This is a genomic window from Pedobacter kyonggii, from assembly GCF_004310665.1.
GTDB lineage: Bacteria > Bacteroidota > Bacteroidia > Sphingobacteriales > Sphingobacteriaceae > Pedobacter > Pedobacter kyonggii.
Map to the genome: position 1 here is coordinate 21,529 of NZ_SIXF01000039.1, position 20,211 is coordinate 41,739.

22 protein-coding genes are annotated in these 20,211 nt (G+C 38.4%); 12 read left to right on the forward strand and 10 right to left on the reverse strand.

The window, feature by feature from the left end:
* Positions 1–18 precede the first annotated feature (18 nt).
* Both EYS08_RS23245 and EYS08_RS23250 read left to right on the forward strand, forming a co-directional pair.
* Entirely contained in the window at positions 19–465 is a 447-nt protein-coding gene (locus EYS08_RS23245; protein WP_131032334.1) for a hypothetical protein, read from the forward strand.
* A gap of 11 nt (positions 466–476) precedes the next feature.
* Entirely contained in the window at positions 477–878 is a 402-nt protein-coding gene (locus EYS08_RS23250; RefSeq protein ID WP_131032335.1) for a hypothetical protein, read from the forward strand.
* 56 nt (positions 879–934) lie between these two features.
* On the opposite strand, the gene EYS08_RS23255 is transcribed toward EYS08_RS23250, so the two are convergent.
* The gene (locus tag EYS08_RS23255) at positions 935–2,155 is read right to left on the reverse strand and encodes an ABC transporter permease (RefSeq protein WP_131032336.1); all 1,221 of its coding nucleotides are present in this window, start codon (positions 2,153–2,155) and stop codon (positions 935–937) included.
* A 179-nt stretch (positions 2,156–2,334) separates the two neighbouring features.
* Between EYS08_RS23255 and EYS08_RS23260 the strand changes: the two genes are divergently transcribed.
* Together EYS08_RS23260 and EYS08_RS23265 are read left to right on the forward strand one after the other, a co-directional pair.
* On the forward strand, positions 2,335–3,603 hold the full coding sequence (locus tag EYS08_RS23260; protein WP_131032337.1) for an exo-beta-N-acetylmuramidase NamZ family protein: 1,269 nt from the start codon (positions 2,335–2,337) through the stop codon (positions 3,601–3,603).
* Positions 3,604–3,747: 144 nt separating this feature from the next.
* Positions 3,748–3,954, forward strand: a complete 207-nt coding sequence (locus EYS08_RS23265) for a hypothetical protein (RefSeq protein WP_244216031.1) — start codon at positions 3,748–3,750, stop codon at positions 3,952–3,954.
* Between the two features lie 114 nt (positions 3,955–4,068).
* Here the strand turns inward: EYS08_RS23265 and EYS08_RS23270 are convergent, their stop codons facing one another.
* Positions 4,069–5,112, reverse strand: a complete 1,044-nt coding sequence (locus tag EYS08_RS23270) for a DNA topoisomerase IB (RefSeq protein WP_131032339.1) — start codon at positions 5,110–5,112, stop codon at positions 4,069–4,071.
* Positions 5,113–5,203: 91 nt separating this feature from the next.
* On the opposite strand from EYS08_RS23270, the gene fmt reads away from it, so the two are divergent.
* A complete protein-coding gene (gene fmt / locus EYS08_RS23275; protein WP_131032340.1) occupies positions 5,204–6,112 on the forward strand; it encodes a methionyl-tRNA formyltransferase in 909 nt (302 codons plus the stop codon).
* A gap of 498 nt (positions 6,113–6,610) precedes the next feature.
* Here the strand turns inward: fmt and EYS08_RS23280 are convergent, their stop codons facing one another.
* Entirely contained in the window at positions 6,611–7,450 is an 840-nt protein-coding gene (locus EYS08_RS23280; RefSeq protein WP_131032341.1) for an aminotransferase class IV, read from the reverse strand.
* A 3-nt stretch (positions 7,451–7,453) separates the two neighbouring features.
* Complete coding sequence (locus EYS08_RS23285; RefSeq protein WP_131032353.1) at positions 7,454–8,482, reverse strand: RluA family pseudouridine synthase; 1,029 nt, start codon at positions 8,480–8,482, stop codon at positions 7,454–7,456.
* A gap of 103 nt (positions 8,483–8,585) precedes the next feature.
* Between EYS08_RS23285 and EYS08_RS23290 the strand changes: the two genes are divergently transcribed.
* The 3 genes from EYS08_RS23290 to EYS08_RS23295 all read left to right on the forward strand — a co-directional run bounded on the left by EYS08_RS23290 (position 8,586) and on the right by EYS08_RS23295 (position 10,259).
* Positions 8,586–9,029 carry a DUF6588 family protein gene (locus EYS08_RS23290; RefSeq protein ID WP_131032342.1) on the forward strand — a complete coding sequence of 148 codons (444 nt, stop codon included), beginning with the start codon at positions 8,586–8,588 and terminating at the stop codon, positions 9,027–9,029.
* Positions 8,944–9,216 carry a DUF6588 family protein gene (locus tag EYS08_RS26545; RefSeq protein WP_317130089.1) on the forward strand — a complete coding sequence of 91 codons (273 nt, stop codon included), beginning with the start codon at positions 8,944–8,946 and terminating at the stop codon, positions 9,214–9,216. The genes EYS08_RS23290 and EYS08_RS26545 overlap by 86 nt, the downstream gene beginning before the upstream one ends.
* Positions 9,217–9,389: 173 nt before the next feature.
* Positions 9,390–10,259 carry a 1-aminocyclopropane-1-carboxylate deaminase/D-cysteine desulfhydrase gene (locus tag EYS08_RS23295; RefSeq protein ID WP_131032343.1) on the forward strand — a complete coding sequence of 290 codons (870 nt, stop codon included), beginning with the start codon at positions 9,390–9,392 and terminating at the stop codon, positions 10,257–10,259.
* Positions 10,260–10,531: 272 nt separating this feature from the next.
* Here the strand turns inward: EYS08_RS23295 and EYS08_RS23300 are convergent, their stop codons facing one another.
* The 3 genes from EYS08_RS23300 to EYS08_RS23310 all read right to left on the reverse strand — a co-directional run bounded on the left by EYS08_RS23300 (position 10,532) and on the right by EYS08_RS23310 (position 13,009).
* The gene (locus EYS08_RS23300; RefSeq protein ID WP_131032344.1) at positions 10,532–11,947 is read right to left on the reverse strand and encodes an alpha-L-fucosidase; all 1,416 of its coding nucleotides are present in this window, start codon (positions 11,945–11,947) and stop codon (positions 10,532–10,534) included.
* A 280-nt stretch (positions 11,948–12,227) separates the two neighbouring features.
* Positions 12,228–12,533, reverse strand: a complete 306-nt coding sequence (locus tag EYS08_RS23305) for a GNAT family N-acetyltransferase (RefSeq protein ID WP_131032345.1) — start codon at positions 12,531–12,533, stop codon at positions 12,228–12,230.
* Between the two features lie 128 nt (positions 12,534–12,661).
* Positions 12,662–13,009, reverse strand: coding sequence for a winged helix-turn-helix transcriptional regulator (locus EYS08_RS23310; RefSeq protein WP_131032346.1), 348 nt, complete (start codon positions 13,007–13,009; stop codon positions 12,662–12,664).
* A gap of 98 nt (positions 13,010–13,107) precedes the next feature.
* Between EYS08_RS23310 and EYS08_RS23315 the strand changes: the two genes are divergently transcribed.
* The 3 genes from EYS08_RS23315 to EYS08_RS23325 all read left to right on the forward strand — a co-directional run bounded on the left by EYS08_RS23315 (position 13,108) and on the right by EYS08_RS23325 (position 15,268).
* The gene (locus EYS08_RS23315; RefSeq protein ID WP_131032347.1) at positions 13,108–13,860 is read left to right on the forward strand and encodes an SDR family NAD(P)-dependent oxidoreductase; all 753 of its coding nucleotides are present in this window, start codon (positions 13,108–13,110) and stop codon (positions 13,858–13,860) included.
* Between the two features lie 372 nt (positions 13,861–14,232).
* Complete coding sequence (locus EYS08_RS23320) at positions 14,233–14,628, forward strand: hypothetical protein (protein ID WP_131032348.1); 396 nt, start codon at positions 14,233–14,235, stop codon at positions 14,626–14,628.
* A gap of 460 nt (positions 14,629–15,088) precedes the next feature.
* The gene (locus tag EYS08_RS23325; protein ID WP_131032349.1) at positions 15,089–15,268 is read left to right on the forward strand and encodes a hypothetical protein; all 180 of its coding nucleotides are present in this window, start codon (positions 15,089–15,091) and stop codon (positions 15,266–15,268) included.
* Positions 15,269–15,474: 206 nt separating this feature from the next.
* Here the strand turns inward: EYS08_RS23325 and EYS08_RS23330 are convergent, their stop codons facing one another.
* The 3 genes from EYS08_RS23330 to EYS08_RS23340 form a co-directional block, all read right to left on the reverse strand.
* Entirely contained in the window at positions 15,475–17,166 is a 1,692-nt protein-coding gene (locus tag EYS08_RS23330) for a sigma-54 interaction domain-containing protein (protein ID WP_244216032.1), read from the reverse strand.
* A gap of 337 nt (positions 17,167–17,503) precedes the next feature.
* Positions 17,504–18,676 (reverse strand): MFS transporter, encoded by a 1,173-nt coding sequence (locus EYS08_RS23335; RefSeq protein ID WP_131032350.1) that lies wholly within the window; start codon positions 18,674–18,676, stop codon positions 17,504–17,506.
* A gap of 64 nt (positions 18,677–18,740) precedes the next feature.
* Complete coding sequence (locus tag EYS08_RS23340) at positions 18,741–19,676, reverse strand: alpha/beta fold hydrolase (protein WP_131032355.1); 936 nt, start codon at positions 19,674–19,676, stop codon at positions 18,741–18,743.
* A gap of 278 nt (positions 19,677–19,954) precedes the next feature.
* On the opposite strand from EYS08_RS23340, the gene EYS08_RS23345 reads away from it, so the two are divergent.
* Positions 19,955–20,211: transposase DNA-binding-containing protein (locus tag EYS08_RS23345; RefSeq protein ID WP_208745942.1), on the forward strand; the 257-nt coding region annotated here is incomplete at its 3' end.

Below are 20,211 nucleotides of genomic sequence, written 5' to 3' on the forward strand. Positions count from 1 at the left end.
GAACTCCGTTTAAGGGGTATGAAAGTTCAAATCTGTATTTTCCTCTTTGCCCTGATCCTATCTTTAGGCTGTAAAAAATCTACAAACGTAGATGTTTTATTGGATGGCTACTATACAGGTGTGTTGGTAATTACCAATAGTGTTAGGTCTGTGCCGGTAACCCGACCAATTTCAATCTCGTTACAGGATGGAAAATTCAACATTACTCCTAGTGCTGATGCTAACCTAAAACCATCAGGAGGTAAGGGAATCTATAACTTTAAGAACGGGATCGGATATTTTACCGATGAGGGCGTTTGGACAGCAGATTTTGATTGGAATATGATTTTAAACGGTGAATACGATATTAGAAGCAGCGGAGTAGATTTAACCCTTAGAAAACGGTTTATTGCAAAAACAGATTTTTCTCCGGCTACATCGTATGCTACCGTAGATTATGAATATATTTTAAAAAGAAGTAGTTAATCCTCATCTAAATGAAAAATTTAATATTCTTCTTTATTGTCTTATCTATTTTTGTTTTTGGATGTGAGAAAAAATCTGAAACAAAAACAACGGATTACGATTTTGAAATCAATACTTCAAAATCAATCGGTGCATCTACATTAGTATTAAAATCGATTACCGATAGCCGTTGCCCAATAAATGCTGATTGCATTGGCGCTGGTGGTGCAAAAGCTTTTTTCAAATTAACATCTAATAACATTGATCAGGAAATTATCTTATGCAAAGGAGATTGTGGCACCTTAGAGGGTGTAGCAAACCTTAAAATTAACGGCATAGATTATTCACTCAAATTAATTGACATTACACCATATCCTCAGCTTCAGAAAAGTGATAACACACAAACTGTAAAAGTTGAGTTGACAAGAGCTTAAGTTTAGGTTTGCTTGGGCATCGGAAAATGATCTGTCCGGTGACCCAAGTTTTTTCCTTATTTAAATCGGATTGCTTTAAGCGGAGAAACCTTACTGATCAATAACGAAGGGATAATCAAAACCGCTAAACACACCACTACCGTAACGATATTAAGCAACAGCACATCGATAAAATGAAATTCTATTGGTGCATAAGCTAAAAAGTAAGAGGCCTGGTTAAGTTTGAAAATGTGAGTGGCCTGCTGTAAAAAACCAAGTCCTAAACCCAGAATATTCCCCAGCAATAAGCCAATACCAATTAAATAAGCCGCATTGTAAAGGAAAATTTTCATAATACTCCAGTTACTGGCCCCAAAAGATTTTAGCATCCCGATCATATTTGTTTTCTCCAAAATCATAATCAACAATGCCGTAACCATGTTAATTACACCTACAATGAGCATCAGGATTAAAAGCACATTGGTGTTTACATCAAGAAGACCTAACCAGGTAAATATATTAGGAAAATTTTCTTCAATAGAATACGAGCGCAAATTGCGTGGAAGCTTTTCATAAATATTATTGGCAATAGGCTTAAGCCTGTTAAAATCATTAATCCTAATCTCTATACCACCAATTTCGTTGGCCTCCCAGTTATTCAGGCGTTTAATTATATTCAGATTGCCCAGTACAAAACCCTTATCAATATCTTCTACACCAATATCGTAAATGCCTACAATTTTAAATTTACGAGGCCGCAACTGGTTTTGAACAAAATACATGATAAAATCATCACCTGTTTTGAGTCTTAAACGATTTGCCGTATAATTCGAGATAAGTAATTCTTGCATGGCAGCCGTACTGTCGGAAAAATCGATAATGGTTCCGCTGATAATATGCTGCTTAATATAATCCCACTTGTAGCTCTTGTCTATCCCTTTAAAATTAATGCCTTCAATTTCATTATTGGCCGAAAGGATGGCAGGTTTTGTAGCAAAAGGATAATAATATTCAATATCGGGATTGTTTTTGAGCATTTTCTTTGTTTCTCCATCAAGTACGAAGGGAGAATGCTCAAAAGAATTATTCAGATCGTAACGGGTAACCTGCACATCGCCCAAATAGCCCCTTACTTTATCCTGAATTTCAGTTTTAAAGCCTTTTATAATGGCTATAGAGAGAATCATAACAGCCAAACTCAACATCACGCCTGCTATTGCAATACGCACGATAAGTTTTGAAAAAGTACGCTCAGATTTAATGGCTATCCGCCCTGCGATGAAATATTCGAAATTCAATTTAATCAATTTGTATTAACAAAAATGCTCAATTCCTTTTTAAAAATGGCATTTTCGGAAATAAATAACCAACTTTAAACATCAATCATTAAGTTGTAACAAGAAAATACCAATAGCATAATTAAAATATATTGTAAATTGTTTTGTTATAATACCGGAAGATTAGAATAATACTCAAAATGAAAAATTACATCAGCTTTGTTTTAACCAGTTTAATTGCATTATCGGCCTGCGGACAACCCAAACCACTCGAACAGGAAGTTCTTGGAAAGAAAAGCCCTGAAAACAGAAAACTGATGATCAGGAATGTTAAACTGCCATCTACAATTAAAACCGGTGCAGAGCAGACCGAAAAATACCTCCCGCTTTTAAAAGGAAAACGTGTTGGTATGGTGGTTAACCCTACATCAATTATCGGCACACAGACTTCGGTTGATAGCCTGCTGAAACGAGGTGTTAAAATCCAGAAGATATTTGGTCCTGAGCACGGCTTTAGAGGCAATGCCAGCGCTGGCGTTACCGTTAACGATGATGTTGATACCAAAACAGGCATAAAAGCCATCTCGCTTTATGGCAAACACAGTACACCGACGGCTGAAGATTTAGCAGATATAGACATTATGGTGTTTGACATCCAAGATGTTGGTGTTCGTTTTTACACTTATATCAATACATTACAGCACGTTATGGAAGCCTGCTCCGCAAACAACAAAACGCTGTTGATTTTAGATCGCCCCAATCCAAATGGTTATTTAATTGATGGACCGATTTTGGATCCAAAATTTAAATCGGGCATTGGTGTACAGCCGATTCCTATTGCTCACGGTCTTACGGTTGGCGAATATGCGCAAATGCTAAACGGTGAAGGCTGGTTAAAGAACAAAGTGAAATGTAAGATTACCATTATCAAAAACGCCAATTACAATCATGATATGGAGTATACTTTACCAATTAAACCCTCTCCTAACCTGAATACGCAGCAATCTATTTTACTTTATCCATCTACCTGTTTATTTGAGGGCACCTATTTAAACCATGGCCGCGGAACGATGTTTCCATTTACTGTTGTTGGAGCACCGTACCTTAAGGGAAAATTTGATTTCAGCTTTACACCAAAAAGTATAAAAGGAATGTCTGAAACACCATTGTTTCAGGATCAGGTTTGTTATGGCTTAGATTTAAGAACTTACGATACCTCAAAACTGGTAAAATCGAAACAGGTAAACATCAGCTGGTTAATTGAACTTTATAACGCATCGCCAAGAAAAGAAGATTTCTTTAATACCAAGTTAAGCAAAGAAATGGGTACTATCGAGAGATTAGTTGGTGTGGCAGATTTCAGACAACAGGTAATCGACGGAAAAAGTGAAGCAGAGATTAGAGCGAGCTGGGAACCGGGCCTGAGTGCGTACAAAACCATGCGTAAGAAATATTTGCTTTATAATTAAGGATTGAATGACTGAGTGAGAGAAGGATCAAATTGCCCTTGCAATTATTTTCAAACTTAACAGATAGTGGTTTGTTATTATTTGTAATTGATAAGCGTTGTGCTGTTCAATCATTCAAAAATCAATCATTCAATCATTTTAGCTATGAGCGGTCCGAAAATTAAAAGCGATAAACCAGGAAGCAATTACCAGGAAGAAGTACCTAAAGGCAGGGAGCCTGTTGACCATAAAACAGTTAGAAAGGATAATGACAGCACCCCTAACAAAGCACCAAAAACGAATAATCCCGCTAAGCAGCGTGAGCTCGAGGAGCAACCTGTTCATCCGATAAAAAAGGCCCCTAAAGAATAATTTCAAAACGCCGTCATTGCAACCGGAGTGTAGCTTATTACGGCCGTATACATACGACGGATTTCTCGACTGCGTTTCACTCCGCTAGAAATGACGATTTTTATAACAAAGTATCTATTTACTATTTGATTTTAAAAATGATAATAAAATTTTCTCATCGTGCGCTAAATCTAATTTACCGGTTGTTTTGTTATTATTCATTTTTTTCATGTATTTACCAAGTTCATTGTTTTCGTAAGCGGTGAGCAATAACGGATATACGTAAGAACTCTTACAAACGGCCCTGGTATTGCCTAATTTTTTCGCTACGCAATCTAAAACCGTTACAATTGTTTTTTTTGAATTTATATTAAAGTTTTCATCAGCACTACACTTCGAAAATTGGCGCAATGCTTCTAAGGTACCGCCCCAGGTCCTAAAATCCTTAGCCGTAAAATCATCGCCTGTAATTTCTTTAATGTAAGCGTTTATTTTGCCTGAATCGATACTTTTATGTTCTTTCCCGTTCGAATAAAACTGAAATAATTCCTGCCCAGGAATGTCCCTGCATTTCTTGACCAGTTTTGCCAGCGAACGATCGTTTAACTCTACTTTTTGCCGAACACCTTTTTTTCCAACAAAATCCATGGTAATTTTACTTCCTTCAATTTTAACATGCTTATCGCGAAGTGTGGTTAAGCCAAAAGAACCATACAATTGCTTATAACTTTCATTACCCACGCGGATTAGCGTTTTTTGCAGTACATCTACAGAAATGGCCAATACTTTGCGTTCATCAAAATCTTTTCTGCAGAGGTCTTTCTCCAGGTTTTTCCGTGCATTGGGCAATGCTTTTCCAAATTCCAGCAAACGGAAATATTTAGCCTCAGATCGGCGGCTGGTCCACTTTGCATGGTATTTATATTGTTTCCGGCCTGCAGCATCAATACCGGTAACCTGTAAATATGCATTTGGCTTATTGGCAATCCACACATTTTGCCATGCGGGTGGAATAACTAAGGCTTTTATCCGGTTGAGATGTTTCTCTTCGGTAATTTTGTTGCCCTCTTTATCTTCGTAATGAAATTTGCCAGGTTTTCCTTTACGGTAAATACCAGGCATGGTATCAGTTACATACACCAATCCACTTGCCTGAACAACATCTTTGCCTTGTACCATTTTTTACCTATAAGTATGGATTTATTTTTAGTTATTTGCAAAACTTTAACGTGGGTAGCCACGTTATTTTTAGAAACACAACACTTTCTTTATGAAAATAGTTTTTATGGGTACACCCGATTTTGCGGTAACCTCTTTAGATGCCTTGGTACAAGCCAATTTCGATGTAGTTGCAGTGGTTACTGCACCAGATAAACCTGCAGGCCGTGGCCAAAAACTGAATGAAAGTGCAGTAAAAAAATATGCTGTAGAAAAAGGAATCCCAGTTTTACAGCCTGAAAAGTTAAAAAATCCTGAGTTTATTGAAGAACTCAGATCTTATCAAGCCGATTTACAAGTGGTCGTGGCTTTTAGAATGCTACCAGAAATAGTTTGGAATATGCCGGCTAAAGGAACCATCAATTTACATGGCTCGTTGTTACCGCAATACCGTGGTGCAGCCCCCATCAACCATGCCATTATAAATGGCGAGAAAGAAAGTGGCGTAACTACATTTTTCCTTAAACAGGAAATTGATACCGGTGATATTATCCTCAGCGATAGTGTGCCCATTGCCGACGACGAAACTGCGGGTGAGTTGCATGATAAATTGATGGTTGTTGGCGCAAAGCTTTTGGTAAAAACACTACTTGCTATCGAAGCCAATAATATAACAGAGCAGCCGCAGCCACAAAATGATGATTTAAAGCATGCGCCGAAGATTTTTAAGGAAGATTGCAAAATCGACTGGAACAGTCCGGCGCAAACCATCCATAATTTAATCCGCGGTTTAAGCCCTTACCCAACTGCTTTTACCTCACTCAATGAGAAAACCTTAAAGGTATTTAAGGCCGAAATAGAAGATAAAGAGCCAGGCATTGTAGCCGGAGGCTTTTTAACCGATGGTAAAACCTATTTGAAATTTGCTGCTAAAGATGGTTTTATCAAGCTTTTAGATATCCAATACGAAGGAAAAAAACGAATGCTGATCGAAGATTTTTTAAGGGGAATGCGGTTGTAAAAGAGTTTGGAGTTAGCGCGTTTGGCGTCGTAGTATATGTCATCCTGAATGCAATGAGGGATCTTTATAATGAAGTTTAGCGGTGTGTTATTGCCAAGAGATTCTTCACTACGTTCAGAATGACAAACGATTTGTAATGAAAACTTTAGAGTTTTTTCGGAAAGCAGTTGCAGTAGCTTTTAGGTCCGTACAGCCCCGCTCCCGCTTCTGCCAATTTGAAGGAAATTGGCATATCGCTTTGATCGGGTTTAGGTGGCCACAGAAGTACAATTATTTGGGTTTAAACTGCATAGTAGAACTGCCCTTTGTTAAATAAACCCGACCGGCAGCGTTATCCCGATTCAGTATAGTTTATCTTATAAAGCAAATTTTATCGGGATTAAGCCAAGGGCGGGACTATCGGAACCGAAGCACCACGATCTTTGCTTTCCAAAAAAATAATGAGTTAAGTAAGGATCTCTCCGTTCCGCTGCGCTTCAATCGAGATGACGAGTATATTTATAAAGCGTTTAGTTTTTCGATCAAAAACTTCGATACCTCGTTAAAATAACGTTTCCGGCCATAGCCCATTACCCATTGAATGCCTTGCGTAGCGTTGGTGATAAAAACTTCTTCGGCTTCTTTTAATATTTCAGGATTAATCTGCGCTTCAATTAAAGGCATATCGTTCATTTTGCACAACTGCATAATGGCCGTACGCATTACGCCGCTTATACAACCTTCAGCTAGCGACGGCGTATAAATCTGTTTATTATAAACTACAAAAACATTGGCACTGATACTTTCGCAAAGAAAACCATATTGGTTCAGAATCATTGCCTCATCTAAACGGTTTTGGCTTTTAAAAATTCCGGCCATGACATAAAGCAGCGCATTGGCTGTTTTAAAATTCGAGAGTTTATTAACCGGCTTGGTCATTTCATCAAAAACATCAATGATTAAACCTTTGCTGTTCAACTCGTATGTAGATGCTTTTAAGGGAATACCTTCTAAAATATAACCTGCTTTATTTATTTCGGGCGTATAAACGCCAGCTCCACCCCTGTATACAGAAAGGCGAAAACGGACATTGCCATTCCATCTATTGCGTTTGGCCAGATCGGCAGTTTTTTGGCGAAGAAAATAATCATCCATTAAAGCATGGCCATCAATTTTAAGCGCTTTCATGCCAGCCGTTAATCTATCGGCATGTAAATCGGCAAATTGCAGCTTATTATTAATCATTCGCATGCTTTCGAATAGTCCATCGCCAAATTTGAAGCTTCTGTTCGAAGCCGTTAAAATCGGAAAATCAACTGCTTGAAATTCATCATTAAATAAAAGGTACTCCTGAAGCATATTTTATGATGTAGCGATATAATTTTCCCATTTGGTTAAGCCAGCTTTAAAATCGGGTGGCAATGGCGATTCAAAATACATATACTCTTTAGTGGTGGGGTGGATAAAACCCAAACTTTGTGCGTGTAAAGCCTGACGGGGCAGCAATTCAAAACAATTATCAACAAACTGTTTATACTTATTAAACGTAGTCCCTTTTAAAATCTTATCGCCACCATACATTGCATCGTTAAAAAGTGGATGGCCAATATGTTGCATGTGCGCCCTGATCTGGTGCGTACGACCCGTTTCTAACTCACAACTGATCAAAGTAACGTAACCCAAACGTTTTAATACTTTATAGTGCGTTACAGACCATTTCCCTTTTTCTTCATCATCGTAAATATCCATCACACGGCGATCCTTCACACTTCGGCCAATGTAACCGGTTACCGTTCCATCGTTTTCGATATCGCCCCAAACCAGTGCAATATATTTACGGGTAATGCTGTGGTCGAAGAACTGACGTGCAAGGTGTGTAATAGACTTTTCATTTTTACTGATCAGCAATAAACCCGAGGTATCCTTATCAATGCGGTGCACCAGGCCTGGTCGGCCATCATTGCCAGGCAACTGAGGCAGTTGCTCAAAATGGAACGCCAAAGCATTAACCAAAGTTCCGGTATAGTTATTAAAACCAGGGTGTACAACCATTCCGGCAGCTTTATTCACCACCAAAAGATCGCTATCCTCATAAATGATATCAAGCGGTAAATCTTCAGGATAAACTTCGGTATCGCGTGGTGGGTGAGGTAAAACGATAGATATCTCATCATAAGGTTTAACCTTATAACTCGCTTTGATCTGTTTCTGATTAACGAGTACATTCCCTGCATCAATTGCGTTTTGAATACGGTTTCGGGAGGCATTTTCTACGCGCACCATCAAAAATTTATCGATTCGAAGCAAAGACTGCCCCTTATCGACAATAATTTTTAAATGTTCATATAATTCCTGCTCTTCTGATTCCTGCAATTCGACCACATTTTCCATGGCGCAAAAATAAACTTTTAACTCCAAGAATTTTTTAATGATTGCAGTTTTCGAAAAAACAGCCCTATCTTTACTCACAATCAAAACATTCTAAATTTTTTATATGAAAAAATGCTACTCTTTAAAGGCCCTGTGTGACTTATTTTTATTGGTGATGGCTCAAAAAGCAAGTGCCCAGCAAGATGTTGGCGGCTTATTTGTTGGCGGGCCAGCAGATGCGACCAAACTGGTTAATGCCTATTTTGATTCTTTGTATAAAGGTTTGGGCCTGGGTTTAACCGATGGATGGTCGAACACTGCTCAATCGAAAGGTTTTTTAAAATTCGAGGTGCGGGTATCTGCCTCTGCACCATTTGTGCCGCAATCGGGCAGAAGTTATGATGTAAATACCTTGGGTTTAAGTAATATTAAACCTGCACCTGGTGCATCATCTATAGGCCCTACTGCATTTGGCGATGACCATGAAGGTGGTAAAATGCAAATTTATACAAGCGGAGGTCGGTTATCAAACCTCGAATACCAATTTAAAAGCGCTTGGTACTTATAAATTTGAAGATGGTGCAAGTAATGCAACTTATGTTGATCCGATTTCTGTGAAACAAACCGATATTGATGGCATAAGAGGAAGTTTAGGCTTTCAGTTGAAGTTTGGTTTCTTTAAATTTTACAGTTCATATACCCAGGCAAAATACAGTATGGTTAATGCAGGTATAGGTTTAGGTATCGGTAAATAATAAACGATTAGATATAATTATGTTTAAAGTGGTTGTATCATAAAGGCAATTTCAACCCAGATGCTGTCATGTTGAGCCTGTCGAAACACCCTAAAGAGTATTTAAATAGGTCCTTCGAAAGGCTCAGGATGACAAATCTATATTTATGATACAACCCCCTTTTATTTTCATACGTGTTCGAAGAAATCTATAGCCCGGTACAAAAAATAACATTTGCACCTTTCAACAACTTGTTTGTTAAAAGGGATGATCTTATTGATCCTTATATTTCCGGCAACAAATGGCGTAAGCTCAAATACATTTTAGCCAAGGCCAAAGCAGAAAACAAAACACACCTGGTCACTTTTGGAGGCCCTTATTCCAATCACCTTGTGGCAACTGCCGCAGCAGCATCAAGATCGGGCTTAACCGCTACTGCTTTTGTACGTGGAGAAGAAGTAAAAAATGAGATGTTATTACTGTGTAGTTTATTTGGGATGAAACTCATTTTTACCGACCGTGAAAGTTATCGGGATAAACACCAATTGTTTGATCAATATTTTGCGTCCAACGCACAAGCTTTTTTTATAAATGAAGGGGGGGCATCAGTTGAAGCCACCATTGGCTGCGCAGAAGTAATTGAAGAGCTGGCGGAACCATACGACCACATTTTTTGCGCTGCCGGAACAGGAACCACAGCTGCAGGTTTGTTGAAAGGAATTCAACAGCACAATCTAAACACAAAACTACATATCATACCCGTGTTAAAAGGAGCTTCGTTTATTAAAGACGAAATAGCGAAATATACTCCCCTTTCCAACCAGCTAACACTTCACCTCGATTATCATTTTGGAGGTTATGCCAAAACAACACCTGAACTGATTGATTTTATTAAAACTTTCACAGCCCAAACCGGATTACTTTTAGATCCTGTTTATACAGCAAAGATGTTTTATGCCATCCGGGATCTGCAGCAAAAAGGAATTATTGGTACAGATGAAAAAGTGTTGGCTATCCATACCGGAGGGCTAATGGGCCTTTTCGGCATGAAGGATAAGTTTTAAACTGGTTATACAATCTTTGCCAATTCATTCTGCAAATGCGCTTAACTATCTGATCAATATCATTAGCCCTAAATAAAAAAAGGGTCCTCATCGCTGAGGAACCCCAATAAGATCCCTAAATCGTCCCGTTGATTTGATTCTTGTTATAAAAGTACCGCTACTTTCTTTCGAATGAAATAAAAATAGAGCAAGACCGCTAAATAATAGATGAAGATGCATATCTATACACATTAAATAATAAATCGTACAAAACAACCGGCTTTAGTTCTTTTTTATAATCTCCGTTCATTAAAAACCTGAAATTCGGCAATGGATGGCGTTTCTCTGGCATGTGTAATACGGATACGAACTTTACTTGTCCAAACGCGATCGAAACGGTGAATTTTAATGCGGTCTTCATTTTTTCCGTCAAAAGCTTTTTTCCATTCTGCACCGTTCCAATATTCAAGTACATAAGTATCGATGTTTTCTTTTTGCTCAGCTACAACAATCATATTTATAGCTTTTTCGTTCTTAAAATCGATTTCGTACCAAGGATTTGTTACAGCACTGTTCGATTCCCATGATGACCGATAACTATCATCATTTGCAAAATCCATAATATTCATATCGTTGCTCCAGCTTGAGTTGCTTGCCTGATTTTTGGCAAGGTTACTGGAAATGATAGGCAAACCCAATGGCGGAAGCGATTTGGTCGGTCCTTCGTTCTTCCATAATTGACCAACTTCTTTCAAGGCAACTAGTGCATTATCATCAATTAAACCATCTCTATTTGGCGCCACATTTAAAATAAAATTACAGCTTGCCGTGTTTAAAGGCTTAATTAACTCATCTACAATCTCTTGTGGTTTTCTTACCGGAACCGTTGGAAAATCGGTTTTCCAAAACCATGAAGTATTAATGGGCAAACAAGCTAAAGTTGGCATCACTTTACTTTCTTTAGGCATGCGTTGGCCTGCACCCATTTCGTAAGTTTTAATATCGGTATAATAAAGTCCTTCTGATGGGTATTTTGCTCCATTTAAATCCATTACTAAACAATCGGGCTGCAGCGTTTTGATCAAAGTATAAATATCTTCGAAAGGCACGTCATCGTATGAAATTCTCGACCATGGTGCATCCCAGCCATCAATAATTAAAGCTTCAATTTTACCGTATTTGGTTAATAGCTCGGTTAATTGCTGTTTAATCATATCGATATGTTTTGGCGTAATCTGATTAGGCCTCAGTTTATGGTGTGTATCCAAAATGGAATAATAAAGCATAACTTTTAATCCGTTTGCACGGAAAGCATCGGTAAACTGCTTTACCACATCTTTTCCATAAGGACCGTTCATTACATTATAATCGGTGCTTTTGGTGTCCCAGATACAAAATCCGCTGTGGTGTTTAGTGGTTAAACAACCATAACTCATATTAGCAGATTTGGCCGCTTTGGCCCACTGGTTTGCATCAAGCTTTTTGGGGTTGAATAATTTCGGAGAAGTTTCAGGATCAGGCCAATCCGCATTTGCGTAAGTTGGGATGTTATAATGGATAAACATGCCAAAACGCAGATCAACGAACTGTTGTTGAAGTGCATTTAATTTCTTTGATGCATCAGCATTAGTGCCTTGCGCCAAGGCAGCAAGTGAAAACAGCATGAAAACAATTACTAAAACGTTTTTCTGAATGATTACGAGTTTCATTTTTGTGCGTAGTATAATTTAAGATTTAGTGGTTGGATTTTCTGTAAAGTTAATTTTCTTTGATGATATCGCACAAAATATCCAGATCAAAATATTTGATTAGTGTAGCTTTTCTGAATTTAATTCTAGTGATAAGTTAATTGTATGATGGCTATTAATTTCCCGCTGATCACATAGATTAACGCAGAGTAAAATTACAAATCAGCGCTTTCCTGCGTAATTTGCGGGAGAATATATGCCCTTTTTTTATGTTGAACATAATTCTAGAATTATTTATCGATTAATCGTTTTCACGCACTTTGTTCCAGATATCTCTGTAAAGTTCTTCGTGGCGTTTAAATTGCAAATGCACGTAAGGGCACAGTGGAATTACTTTCAGGTTATTTTTACGTACATAATTTATCATTGCATCAAGCAATAGTTTTGCATAACCTTTGCCCTCTTTTTCAGGATCAATTTCGGTATGGTAAACCGTTAAATTTTCTCCCTGAATATCAAAAACCATTTCTCCGTATTTTTCACCTTCATCATAAAGTTCGAATGCGCTGGGTTCTTCTTTTTGGATATTTAATTTAACTTCTGCCATAATACTTACCTCAATATAATTTTTAAACTCGGTTCATCAACTGATGCAGCATTAAATAGCTGCCAAATCAATTAAAGGTAACCAATATCTGCTGATTTACATATATCTATAGTCATACTTTGGCGGTTTTATGATCTATTCTTCTTACCCCAGGCACTTAATTGACAAAAAATGGGAAGAAACTCTACTGCTATCGGAGTTAGTTCATATTCTACCCTTGGAGGAACCTCTGCATAAACGGTTCTTTTAACCAGCTCATCCTGCTCTAATGCACGCAGCTGTAAGGTTAACATTCGTTCTGATATATATGGGAATTCCTTTTTCAGTTCGCTAAACCTCAATTTTCGGTTTCCAAGTTTATCCAATATTACAATTTTCCATCTCCCTCCTATTTTGTTGGCCGCATAAGTCAGATCGCAATCCGTTATAAATTTTTCGTTGAGGGTATAAGTCGAATTTTCTTTTCGTGCCGTCATTACTTACAAATTTGTTTGTACCATACAAATGGTAGTGTATGCTATAAAAATACGTGGTACAGATTATTATTGCAAGGTCATTTTAATCACGAGAAAATATGGACTTATATTTAACCGGGAAAACTGCATTGGTAACCGGAGCCTCTAAAGGAATTGGTAGAGCAATAGCAAAAGAATTGGCAAAGGAAGGCGTAAAAGTTTTTATAACAGGCCGTAACCAACAATCTCTAGAGAGCCTTTCCAATGAAATCGTTGCTGAAGGCAACCCTGCCCCTATTGTTTTTGCACAGGACTTGCTAGCACATAACGCGCCTCACAAAATTGCCACTGCGGCCTTAGCTGCACTTGGCCATATCGACATCCTTATCAACAACGCGGGCCAAAGTCAGCCTGTAGATGTTACAGGACCGGAAGAACCCTGGACTAAATCGATGGCTTTAGATTTTGAGCGCCCCAGGCTACTCACACAAGCACTATTACCACATTTTATTGCCCGCAAACAAGGAACAATACTCAATTTGACCAGTACTTATGAATTACGCTCATTGAATGTTTCAGCTATTGCTAAAGCCGCAGTGGCAATGTGGTCTAAACAACTTGCCAGTGAGCTAGGCAAATACGGAATCAGGGTGAACTGTTTACAACCAGGACTTATCGATACTGAAAACATCCGGCCTTATTTTCCTGGCGATGAGCGCCGGAAATACGCTGAGAGTGAAATACCTTTACAAGATTTTGGTAAAGTGCAGGATATGGCAGATATGGCTATTTTCCTGGTTTCGCCGCGGGCTAAATATATAACAGGAACGGTTTCAGTGGTGGATGGCGGAGGAACACGTTCGGCATTCTGATTTTATCAAATAAGATGCTTTGAAAAGAGATTTCTGCCAAAAAGTTTTCCACACCTGTGAAGTCCAAAACGCGATTTTGTCTATAATCATACTTTAAACTGTTTTGATAAAAAACGACAAAAAACCACCTTAAAACATATTTAAAGGCAGTTTTAGAACTGAAAAAGAAAATTAAAAAAATGCCTTTAAAGGCATTTAAACGCATATTATTTCCCCTAGTTTTTCCCCCTTTTGCCACTAAAAATCGATGGTAAAATCAACTCCAAAGAGCTGTTTCTACCTAAATATATCAAATTACAGATGAACTTTCAAGTTCTTATCCCATTAACATTATCTAAGCAATATCCAAATACTATTGTTTTGAACTAGGTTATGCTTTATACCGATGGATTGATTAGCATTGATAGATATATGAGATCAAAATTAAAAGAAATTAGTGAGTCAATGAAAGGTTTGGGTTTGGATAACAGCTCCCATAAACGACCAAAGCAAACAGAAAAACAACTCCTTAAAAACCCATCATCAAGGTTAGCAAATCACCTAGAAAATTATAGCTATCAGACTGAAAGTATTAATCTAATTACAGAAATACTGCAGAACATGAACCAACTATTAAGCATCATTAACTCTAATCTTCATTCTGTAATCGGAAGCGGAGAAGCAAAAAAATCGATCAAAAAACTTTCCAGAGAAGAAAGAATAAGCATTTTAAAAAATAAGCTTCTTTTTGATGGCAGATCATCTTCCAAGAGAAGAAATAAAGATTGAATTCGTATTTCAAACTGAAACGGATTGCAGTAAATGTCCTAGTTTTTATTAGCCCAAGCATGAAAATTCCAATGGGTTTTCAAGTATTCTAAAAACTATCATATAAGCCTCATTGTAAAATAATACTAGTCTCACTGACCGCTGATACAAAAATTTTATACTTCGCTAAAAAGTATTTTAAAGATTGGATCAATCATGCTCTTATTTTACCAATTATCATTAATTTTAGGTGCAGGTATGAGATCATACATTAAGGCAACAAAAAGAAAACCTACCAACAAAATACTGATATACAAATAATTAAACACAAACCAACAATAAATCATTAGCGATATAAAGTAAATTTATGATGAAATTTTTATAAAAAAATCTGTCTTGAACTGAAAATTGAATCATTGAATTTAAAACAAAAAAAGAGGATGTTAACGTATTTAAATGGTTATCTTTAAATAAAAAAACCATGATTATAGACCCAAATAAAGAAGAACTTTCTGACGATAAGGAAGACGCATTAACAAGTGAAGAAGATGCGCTAAATCAAAGTACAGTGATTAGCGGTGAAATGGCTGCCGAACATGATGCTGATTTATTGGATCAGGCAGATAAAGCCTCCAGATCATCTTTCGAATTGGATATTTAGGCCAATCGTTATTCCAAGAAAAATGGAGATATCTTTAGACTTGGCTCAGAAGATATCTCCATTCTAATGATTGCTAGCAAAAGGATAAGCACTAGCCTACTGCTCGTTCAAACCTGACTCTTTAACCGCTGCGTTACAAAATCATTTCCAGGGCAGAAATTAGTTGTTCAAAGTTTTGTTTATCTGGCGTATAACCTGTAGTCGTTTTAATTAAAAACATGCTTTTTGGCCAGGCCAAGCTTTTTAATTTTCGAATTCAGTGTTGTTGCCGGAACCCCTAACAGTTTTGCCGCGCCATGCTTTCCAGAAATCCTCCCATTACACAATTCTAAAACAGCGAAAATATGATCACGTTCATTTTCTGAAATGGTTTTAACACGCGCTACAGTTGATAAAGAATGTTCAGTGCTTTTAGGGATTTCGAGGTCCTTGATCATAGGCCCCTGTGCCATTACAACCTGCCTTTCGATAAGATGCTCCAATTCCCTAACATTGCCCGGCCAGCTATAAGCCATCATTGTAGAAATTGCTTTTTTCGAAAATCCATCGAAATTTCGATTCGACTTTTTGGCGAATTTCTCTAAGAAAAAGGTAGCAAGCACTGCGATATCCGATTTCCGATTTCGAAGCGGTGGCAATGAAACCGGAAGAACATTTAACCTATAATATAAATCACGCCTAAACCTTCCCGCCTCTACTTCTTCGAAAAGATTTCTGTTTGTGGCGGAGATGATGCGTACATCAGTTGCGACAGTTGTTTTACCACCAACACGCTCTATTTCTTTTTCCTGTAAAACACGGAGCAATTTAACTTGTAAATCGAGCGTTAACTCACCTATTTCATCAAGAAAAATTGTGCCCTTGTGTGCCTGTTCGAACTTGCCTATCCGTTTTTCAGTGGCACCTGTAAAGCTCCCTTTCTCGTGGCCAAAAAGTTCTGATTCGATTAAATTAGGCGGAATAGCAGCACAGTTAACCTTAATCATTGTTTTCTGGCTCCTTCCAGACCCATCGTGAATGGCTTTGGCGATCAATTCTTTACCCGTGCCTGTTTCGCCCAAAATTAGCACGGTAGTTTCTGAGGTGGAGATCCGGTTGAGCAGTTTGTAAACCTCCTGCATTTCCGGACTGCTGCCCACAATTTCTGGGTGATCAAGAATTTCGTTTGTTACTTCTGGTTTGAAAACAAGGTATTCGGCAAGTTGAGTGTTCAGTTTTCCAATTTCATTTTCCAACTGCTTAATTTTCTCCTCAGCATGTAATGATGTTTTGGTGCCATTTATCATTTCGGGCCTGGCAAGTCTTACAAACCTGGACGCATATCCATTTCTTTCCTCCATTACAGCCAGCAGGCCGGCAATAAAATCGGCAATGTTACAGCAAAAACTCAATCCTTCTGCGCTTAGCTCGCGATTATGGTTATGCAGTTCGAAGGTTCCCAATATCCGACCCTTGTGTTCCAAAGGAATATAACAGTGAAAATGATATTCTATAGGATGATTGGTTAAGCAATGATTTTCGCCAAAATCAGTTATCCAGTCTTGCCGCGATTTAAGCACAGGAAAATCAAAATCCGAAATTTCTTTTGTGATAAGCGAAAGACTCACCGGATCGGAAATGATTTCGGTACAGGATATTTTGCCCGAAATGGCTTCGGTCAGATAGGCTCTAGTGATGTGGTCCATTTCTTCGTTGTAGAGCATTAATGCTCCGCAATCAATCGAGAATAAGGGGTACAGTTTAAAAAACACACCTTGAAACAGTTCTTTTAAGGTAAAATTCTTTTCTTGTTCTGCCAAAGTTTCTGCCCGTGCTCCGAAATAAGAATTGGCATGAGGATTAATATCAATGTCATCAACATTAGTATTGGAGCTAAAATCTGATTCCTGCTTTATCATTCTTTATAATTGATCATCCCCGGAATATATCCGGGAACTGGGTGATTGAATTTTATAGCAATTGCCAAAACGATCAACACCCGGATGATGATTAATCATCACCAAGCGATTGAGGATTGATTCGATAGGGATTGATTTGCTTATTGTTCAAACCCGCGAATTCAAAGAATATGCCAAATGCTAGAATATGGCACTAATGATGTATCATCAACACCACGACAACAAATAGCTCACGATATTTCGCTAAAAGACGATTCTGGATACGAAATATAATAGAAGACCTGAATGATCGAGGTAGCGAATAATGAGGTGATTGAAAGGGAAATGATACTACCCATCATATTCCCTTATCTTTCCCTACAATAATCGTCAAAAATGCAAGCATTGCAAAAGTAATCATCTGCCAGGTTACCATTTCCCAGCCACCCATTTTCCAACAGATTAAGCCAACAAAGGCACCAGTTGCACCACCGATAAAATAGCAGGTCATGTAAACCGTATTGATCCTGCTATTGGCTTTTGAATCTAGGCTATAAATTAGTGCTATATTAGTTACCTGAGTAGCCTGAACACCTATATCCAATAATACCACGGCAACTGAAAGCGCAATAACCGAAAAAGGAAAAATCTTTAACACCAGAATACCTGCAATAACCAAAGACAGCGTAAGCATTAATGAACGCTTTGGTTTCCCGCCACCATCAGAAAGCTTTCCAAAGAGCGGAACCAATAAAGCACCCGCGACAGCCAAGAGGCCAAATAAACCTATGGTATCGGTCTGATAATTAAATGGTGCACCGCTAAGGTGAAAAGTTAACGCAATCCAAAATGAACTCAGTGTACCAAAAGTAAGCGCACCGGTCAGGGCCGTTCTCCTCAAAGTCCCAAAGCGTTTAAACTGCCCAAAAGTGGATTGAAGTAACTGCGCGTAACTGCCATCAAAACGGACCTTAGCTGAGGGAAAATCTGTTTGCATCAATATTGCCGACAGTGCCACCATTATTGCAGAAATACCGAAAACATAACGCCAGCTCAGCCATTCGGTAACGAATCCGCTGAATACCCTGGCCGCTAAAACGCCAACCAGAATTCCGGTAAAAATAACACCTACTATTTTTCCTCTGTTTTCGGAAACCAGACTTGCTGCCATGGGCAAAATGACCTGTGCTGAAACGGCAAATAAGCCAACGGCTAAACTTGAAGCGTAAATTATTGCCAGATTCGGGGATAAGGCCATTGCAACCAAAGCTACAACCAAGGCAAGCTGTAGCCAGAGAATCAATTTTTTACGGTCCATTTTATCACCAAGTGGCGTTAGGAAAAATAAACCCAAACCGTATCCCGCCTGGGATAAAACGGAAATCAGTCCCGCTGATTTTTCATCTGTTTTTAAGGATGTGGCAATTGCGCCGAGTATAGGCTGACTGTAATAAACGTTGGCCACACATATCCCTGCCGTTACCGACATAATGAGAATCTGGGCGGTGCTGAGGCTTTGTTTTTCTGACATAATGTATAAGTTAAAAGGTGGATATCCCGCACGGCAGTGTGCGTGATATCCACCAGATGATTGATTATTCTTTAATGAATCTGATCAGTTCTTCATTGAACTTATCTTTTTCTTCGAGGAAGGAAGCGTGACCGCTTTTATCAAAGGTTACCAGTTTAGAACCTGCTATTCCCTTATTCATCTGCTGTGCTAAGGCATAGGCCACAATGTGATCATGTTTTGCATGCATGATCAAGGTTGGGACTTTGATTTTTGCCAAGTCGGCCCTTAAATCTTCATCTCTTAGGGAAATAAGTGCCTGCTCCATTGCATAAGCTGATGACTGAAGTTCAATAGAATATAACCATTGGCCGATGCCTGGAGAAAGTGAAGTTGGAGTCAGAGCAAATTTGGAACCAACCGCGGCCAATAATGAAGGGCGATCTGAATCGTTAAGCGCAACCCAACCACTGATATCATCTTTTGTGAATAATGGGTAAGGATAATCGGCAGTTTTAGTGTGACGTGGGGCAGCCGCCGAGAACAGACCAAGCTTTTTAATATGTGCACCATTGTATTTGGCTACATAATGTAACACAATTGCACCGCCCATCGAATGTCCGCCAATTACCGCGTCTTTAATATCCATTTGGTCCAAAACGCTTTTGATATCATCCGCAAACTGATCATAATCATACTTGCCAAAAGGTTTATCAGACTGACCAAAGCCTCTCAAAGTAATCCCGATCGCCCGATAACCGGCCTTAACCAAAGCGTGGTACTGGTATTCCCATGAGACATCACTCAACGGATAACCATGGATCAGCACGACTGCAGGACCATTGCCCAGATCTGTTACATGCAGCTTTACATTTGGTGCAACTTCATAGTATTCTTTTCTTCCTTCAGTAGTCGCTGTTGTTTGTTTTTCTTCCTTGTTTTCTTTCGGCTGTTCTTTACATGAACCTAAACCGATTGCTGAAATCAGCAAAGTACCTGCAATGAGTTTATTGTACTTCATAATGAATTGTTTGTGTTTTAAGATGATTGATAATGCCACTACTTTAGTGATCATCTTTTATGTTTCAAAACAAAAGCCAGCAAACAAAATGCTGATTACCAAATAATTAATAAAAACAAACAAGTTTTAAGTTTACCTTATTTCGTTAATTTATGATACTATCCCCCGATCTTTGGCTGCAGGCCGGGTTTACCAGTAACATGTTTCTAACAGTATGTCGTCATTCCCCCGTATGCCCTATCGTGTGGACACATCTTTTTATTTACTTTGCACTTGATATGCGTCGAGAATTTACAGATTTAGGGGATCACCGTTTACTTTTAAGAGGGAATAAGATTTTAAATGATCTTTTTAGCCGGAGTGTTCATTCGATACGCCAACTTACAGATGATGATGCATCCGCAAAAGGCTTCTACCGTTTTCTCCTGAATGAACGGATAAGCGAGAATGAACTCTTGTCCAACCTTATTGGGAACTGTAAAGCAGCCTGTTCAGGCAGATATGTTATCTGCTTTCAGGACACTACCGAGATTAA

What these genes read in the sequence shown, in the direction of transcription:
- EYS08_RS23245 (WP_131032334.1), top strand. Translation starts at nt 19, where the DNA reads ATGAAAGTTCAAATCTGTATTTTCCTCTTTGCCCTGATCCTATCTTTA.
- EYS08_RS23250 (WP_131032335.1), top strand. Translation starts at nt 477, where the DNA reads ATGAAAAATTTAATATTCTTCTTTATTGTCTTATCTATTTTTGTTTTT.
- EYS08_RS23260 (WP_131032337.1), top strand. Translation starts at nt 2,335, where the DNA reads ATGAAAAATTACATCAGCTTTGTTTTAACCAGTTTAATTGCATTATCG.
- EYS08_RS23265 (WP_244216031.1), top strand. Translation starts at nt 3,748, where the DNA reads ATGAGCGGTCCGAAAATTAAAAGCGATAAACCAGGAAGCAATTACCAG.
- EYS08_RS23270 (WP_131032339.1), bottom strand. Translation starts at nt 5,112, where the DNA reads ATGGTACAAGGCAAAGATGTTGTTCAGGCAAGTGGATTGGTGTATGTA.
- fmt (WP_131032340.1), top strand. Translation starts at nt 5,204, where the DNA reads ATGAAAATAGTTTTTATGGGTACACCCGATTTTGCGGTAACCTCTTTA.
- EYS08_RS23280 (WP_131032341.1), bottom strand. Translation starts at nt 7,450, where the DNA reads ATGCTTCAGGAGTACCTTTTATTTAATGATGAATTTCAAGCAGTTGAT.
- EYS08_RS23285 (WP_131032353.1), bottom strand. Translation starts at nt 8,482, where the DNA reads ATGGAAAATGTGGTCGAATTGCAGGAATCAGAAGAGCAGGAATTATAT.
- EYS08_RS23290 (WP_131032342.1), top strand. Translation starts at nt 8,586, where the DNA reads ATGAAAAAATGCTACTCTTTAAAGGCCCTGTGTGACTTATTTTTATTG.
- EYS08_RS26545 (WP_317130089.1), top strand. Translation starts at nt 8,944, where the DNA reads ATGAAGGTGGTAAAATGCAAATTTATACAAGCGGAGGTCGGTTATCAA.
- EYS08_RS23300 (WP_131032344.1), bottom strand. Translation starts at nt 11,947, where the DNA reads ATGAAACTCGTAATCATTCAGAAAAACGTTTTAGTAATTGTTTTCATG.
- EYS08_RS23305 (WP_131032345.1), bottom strand. Translation starts at nt 12,533, where the DNA reads ATGGCAGAAGTTAAATTAAATATCCAAAAAGAAGAACCCAGCGCATTC.
- EYS08_RS23310 (WP_131032346.1), bottom strand. Translation starts at nt 13,009, where the DNA reads ATGACGGCACGAAAAGAAAATTCGACTTATACCCTCAACGAAAAATTT.
- EYS08_RS23315 (WP_131032347.1), top strand. Translation starts at nt 13,108, where the DNA reads ATGGACTTATATTTAACCGGGAAAACTGCATTGGTAACCGGAGCCTCT.
- EYS08_RS23320 (WP_131032348.1), top strand. Translation starts at nt 14,233, where the DNA reads ATGCTTTATACCGATGGATTGATTAGCATTGATAGATATATGAGATCA.
- EYS08_RS23325 (WP_131032349.1), top strand. Translation starts at nt 15,089, where the DNA reads ATGATTATAGACCCAAATAAAGAAGAACTTTCTGACGATAAGGAAGAC.
- EYS08_RS23330 (WP_244216032.1), bottom strand. Translation starts at nt 17,166, where the DNA reads ATGATAAAGCAGGAATCAGATTTTAGCTCCAATACTAATGTTGATGAC.
- EYS08_RS23335 (WP_131032350.1), bottom strand. Translation starts at nt 18,676, where the DNA reads ATGTCAGAAAAACAAAGCCTCAGCACCGCCCAGATTCTCATTATGTCG.
- EYS08_RS23340 (WP_131032355.1), bottom strand. Translation starts at nt 19,676, where the DNA reads ATGAAGTACAATAAACTCATTGCAGGTACTTTGCTGATTTCAGCAATC.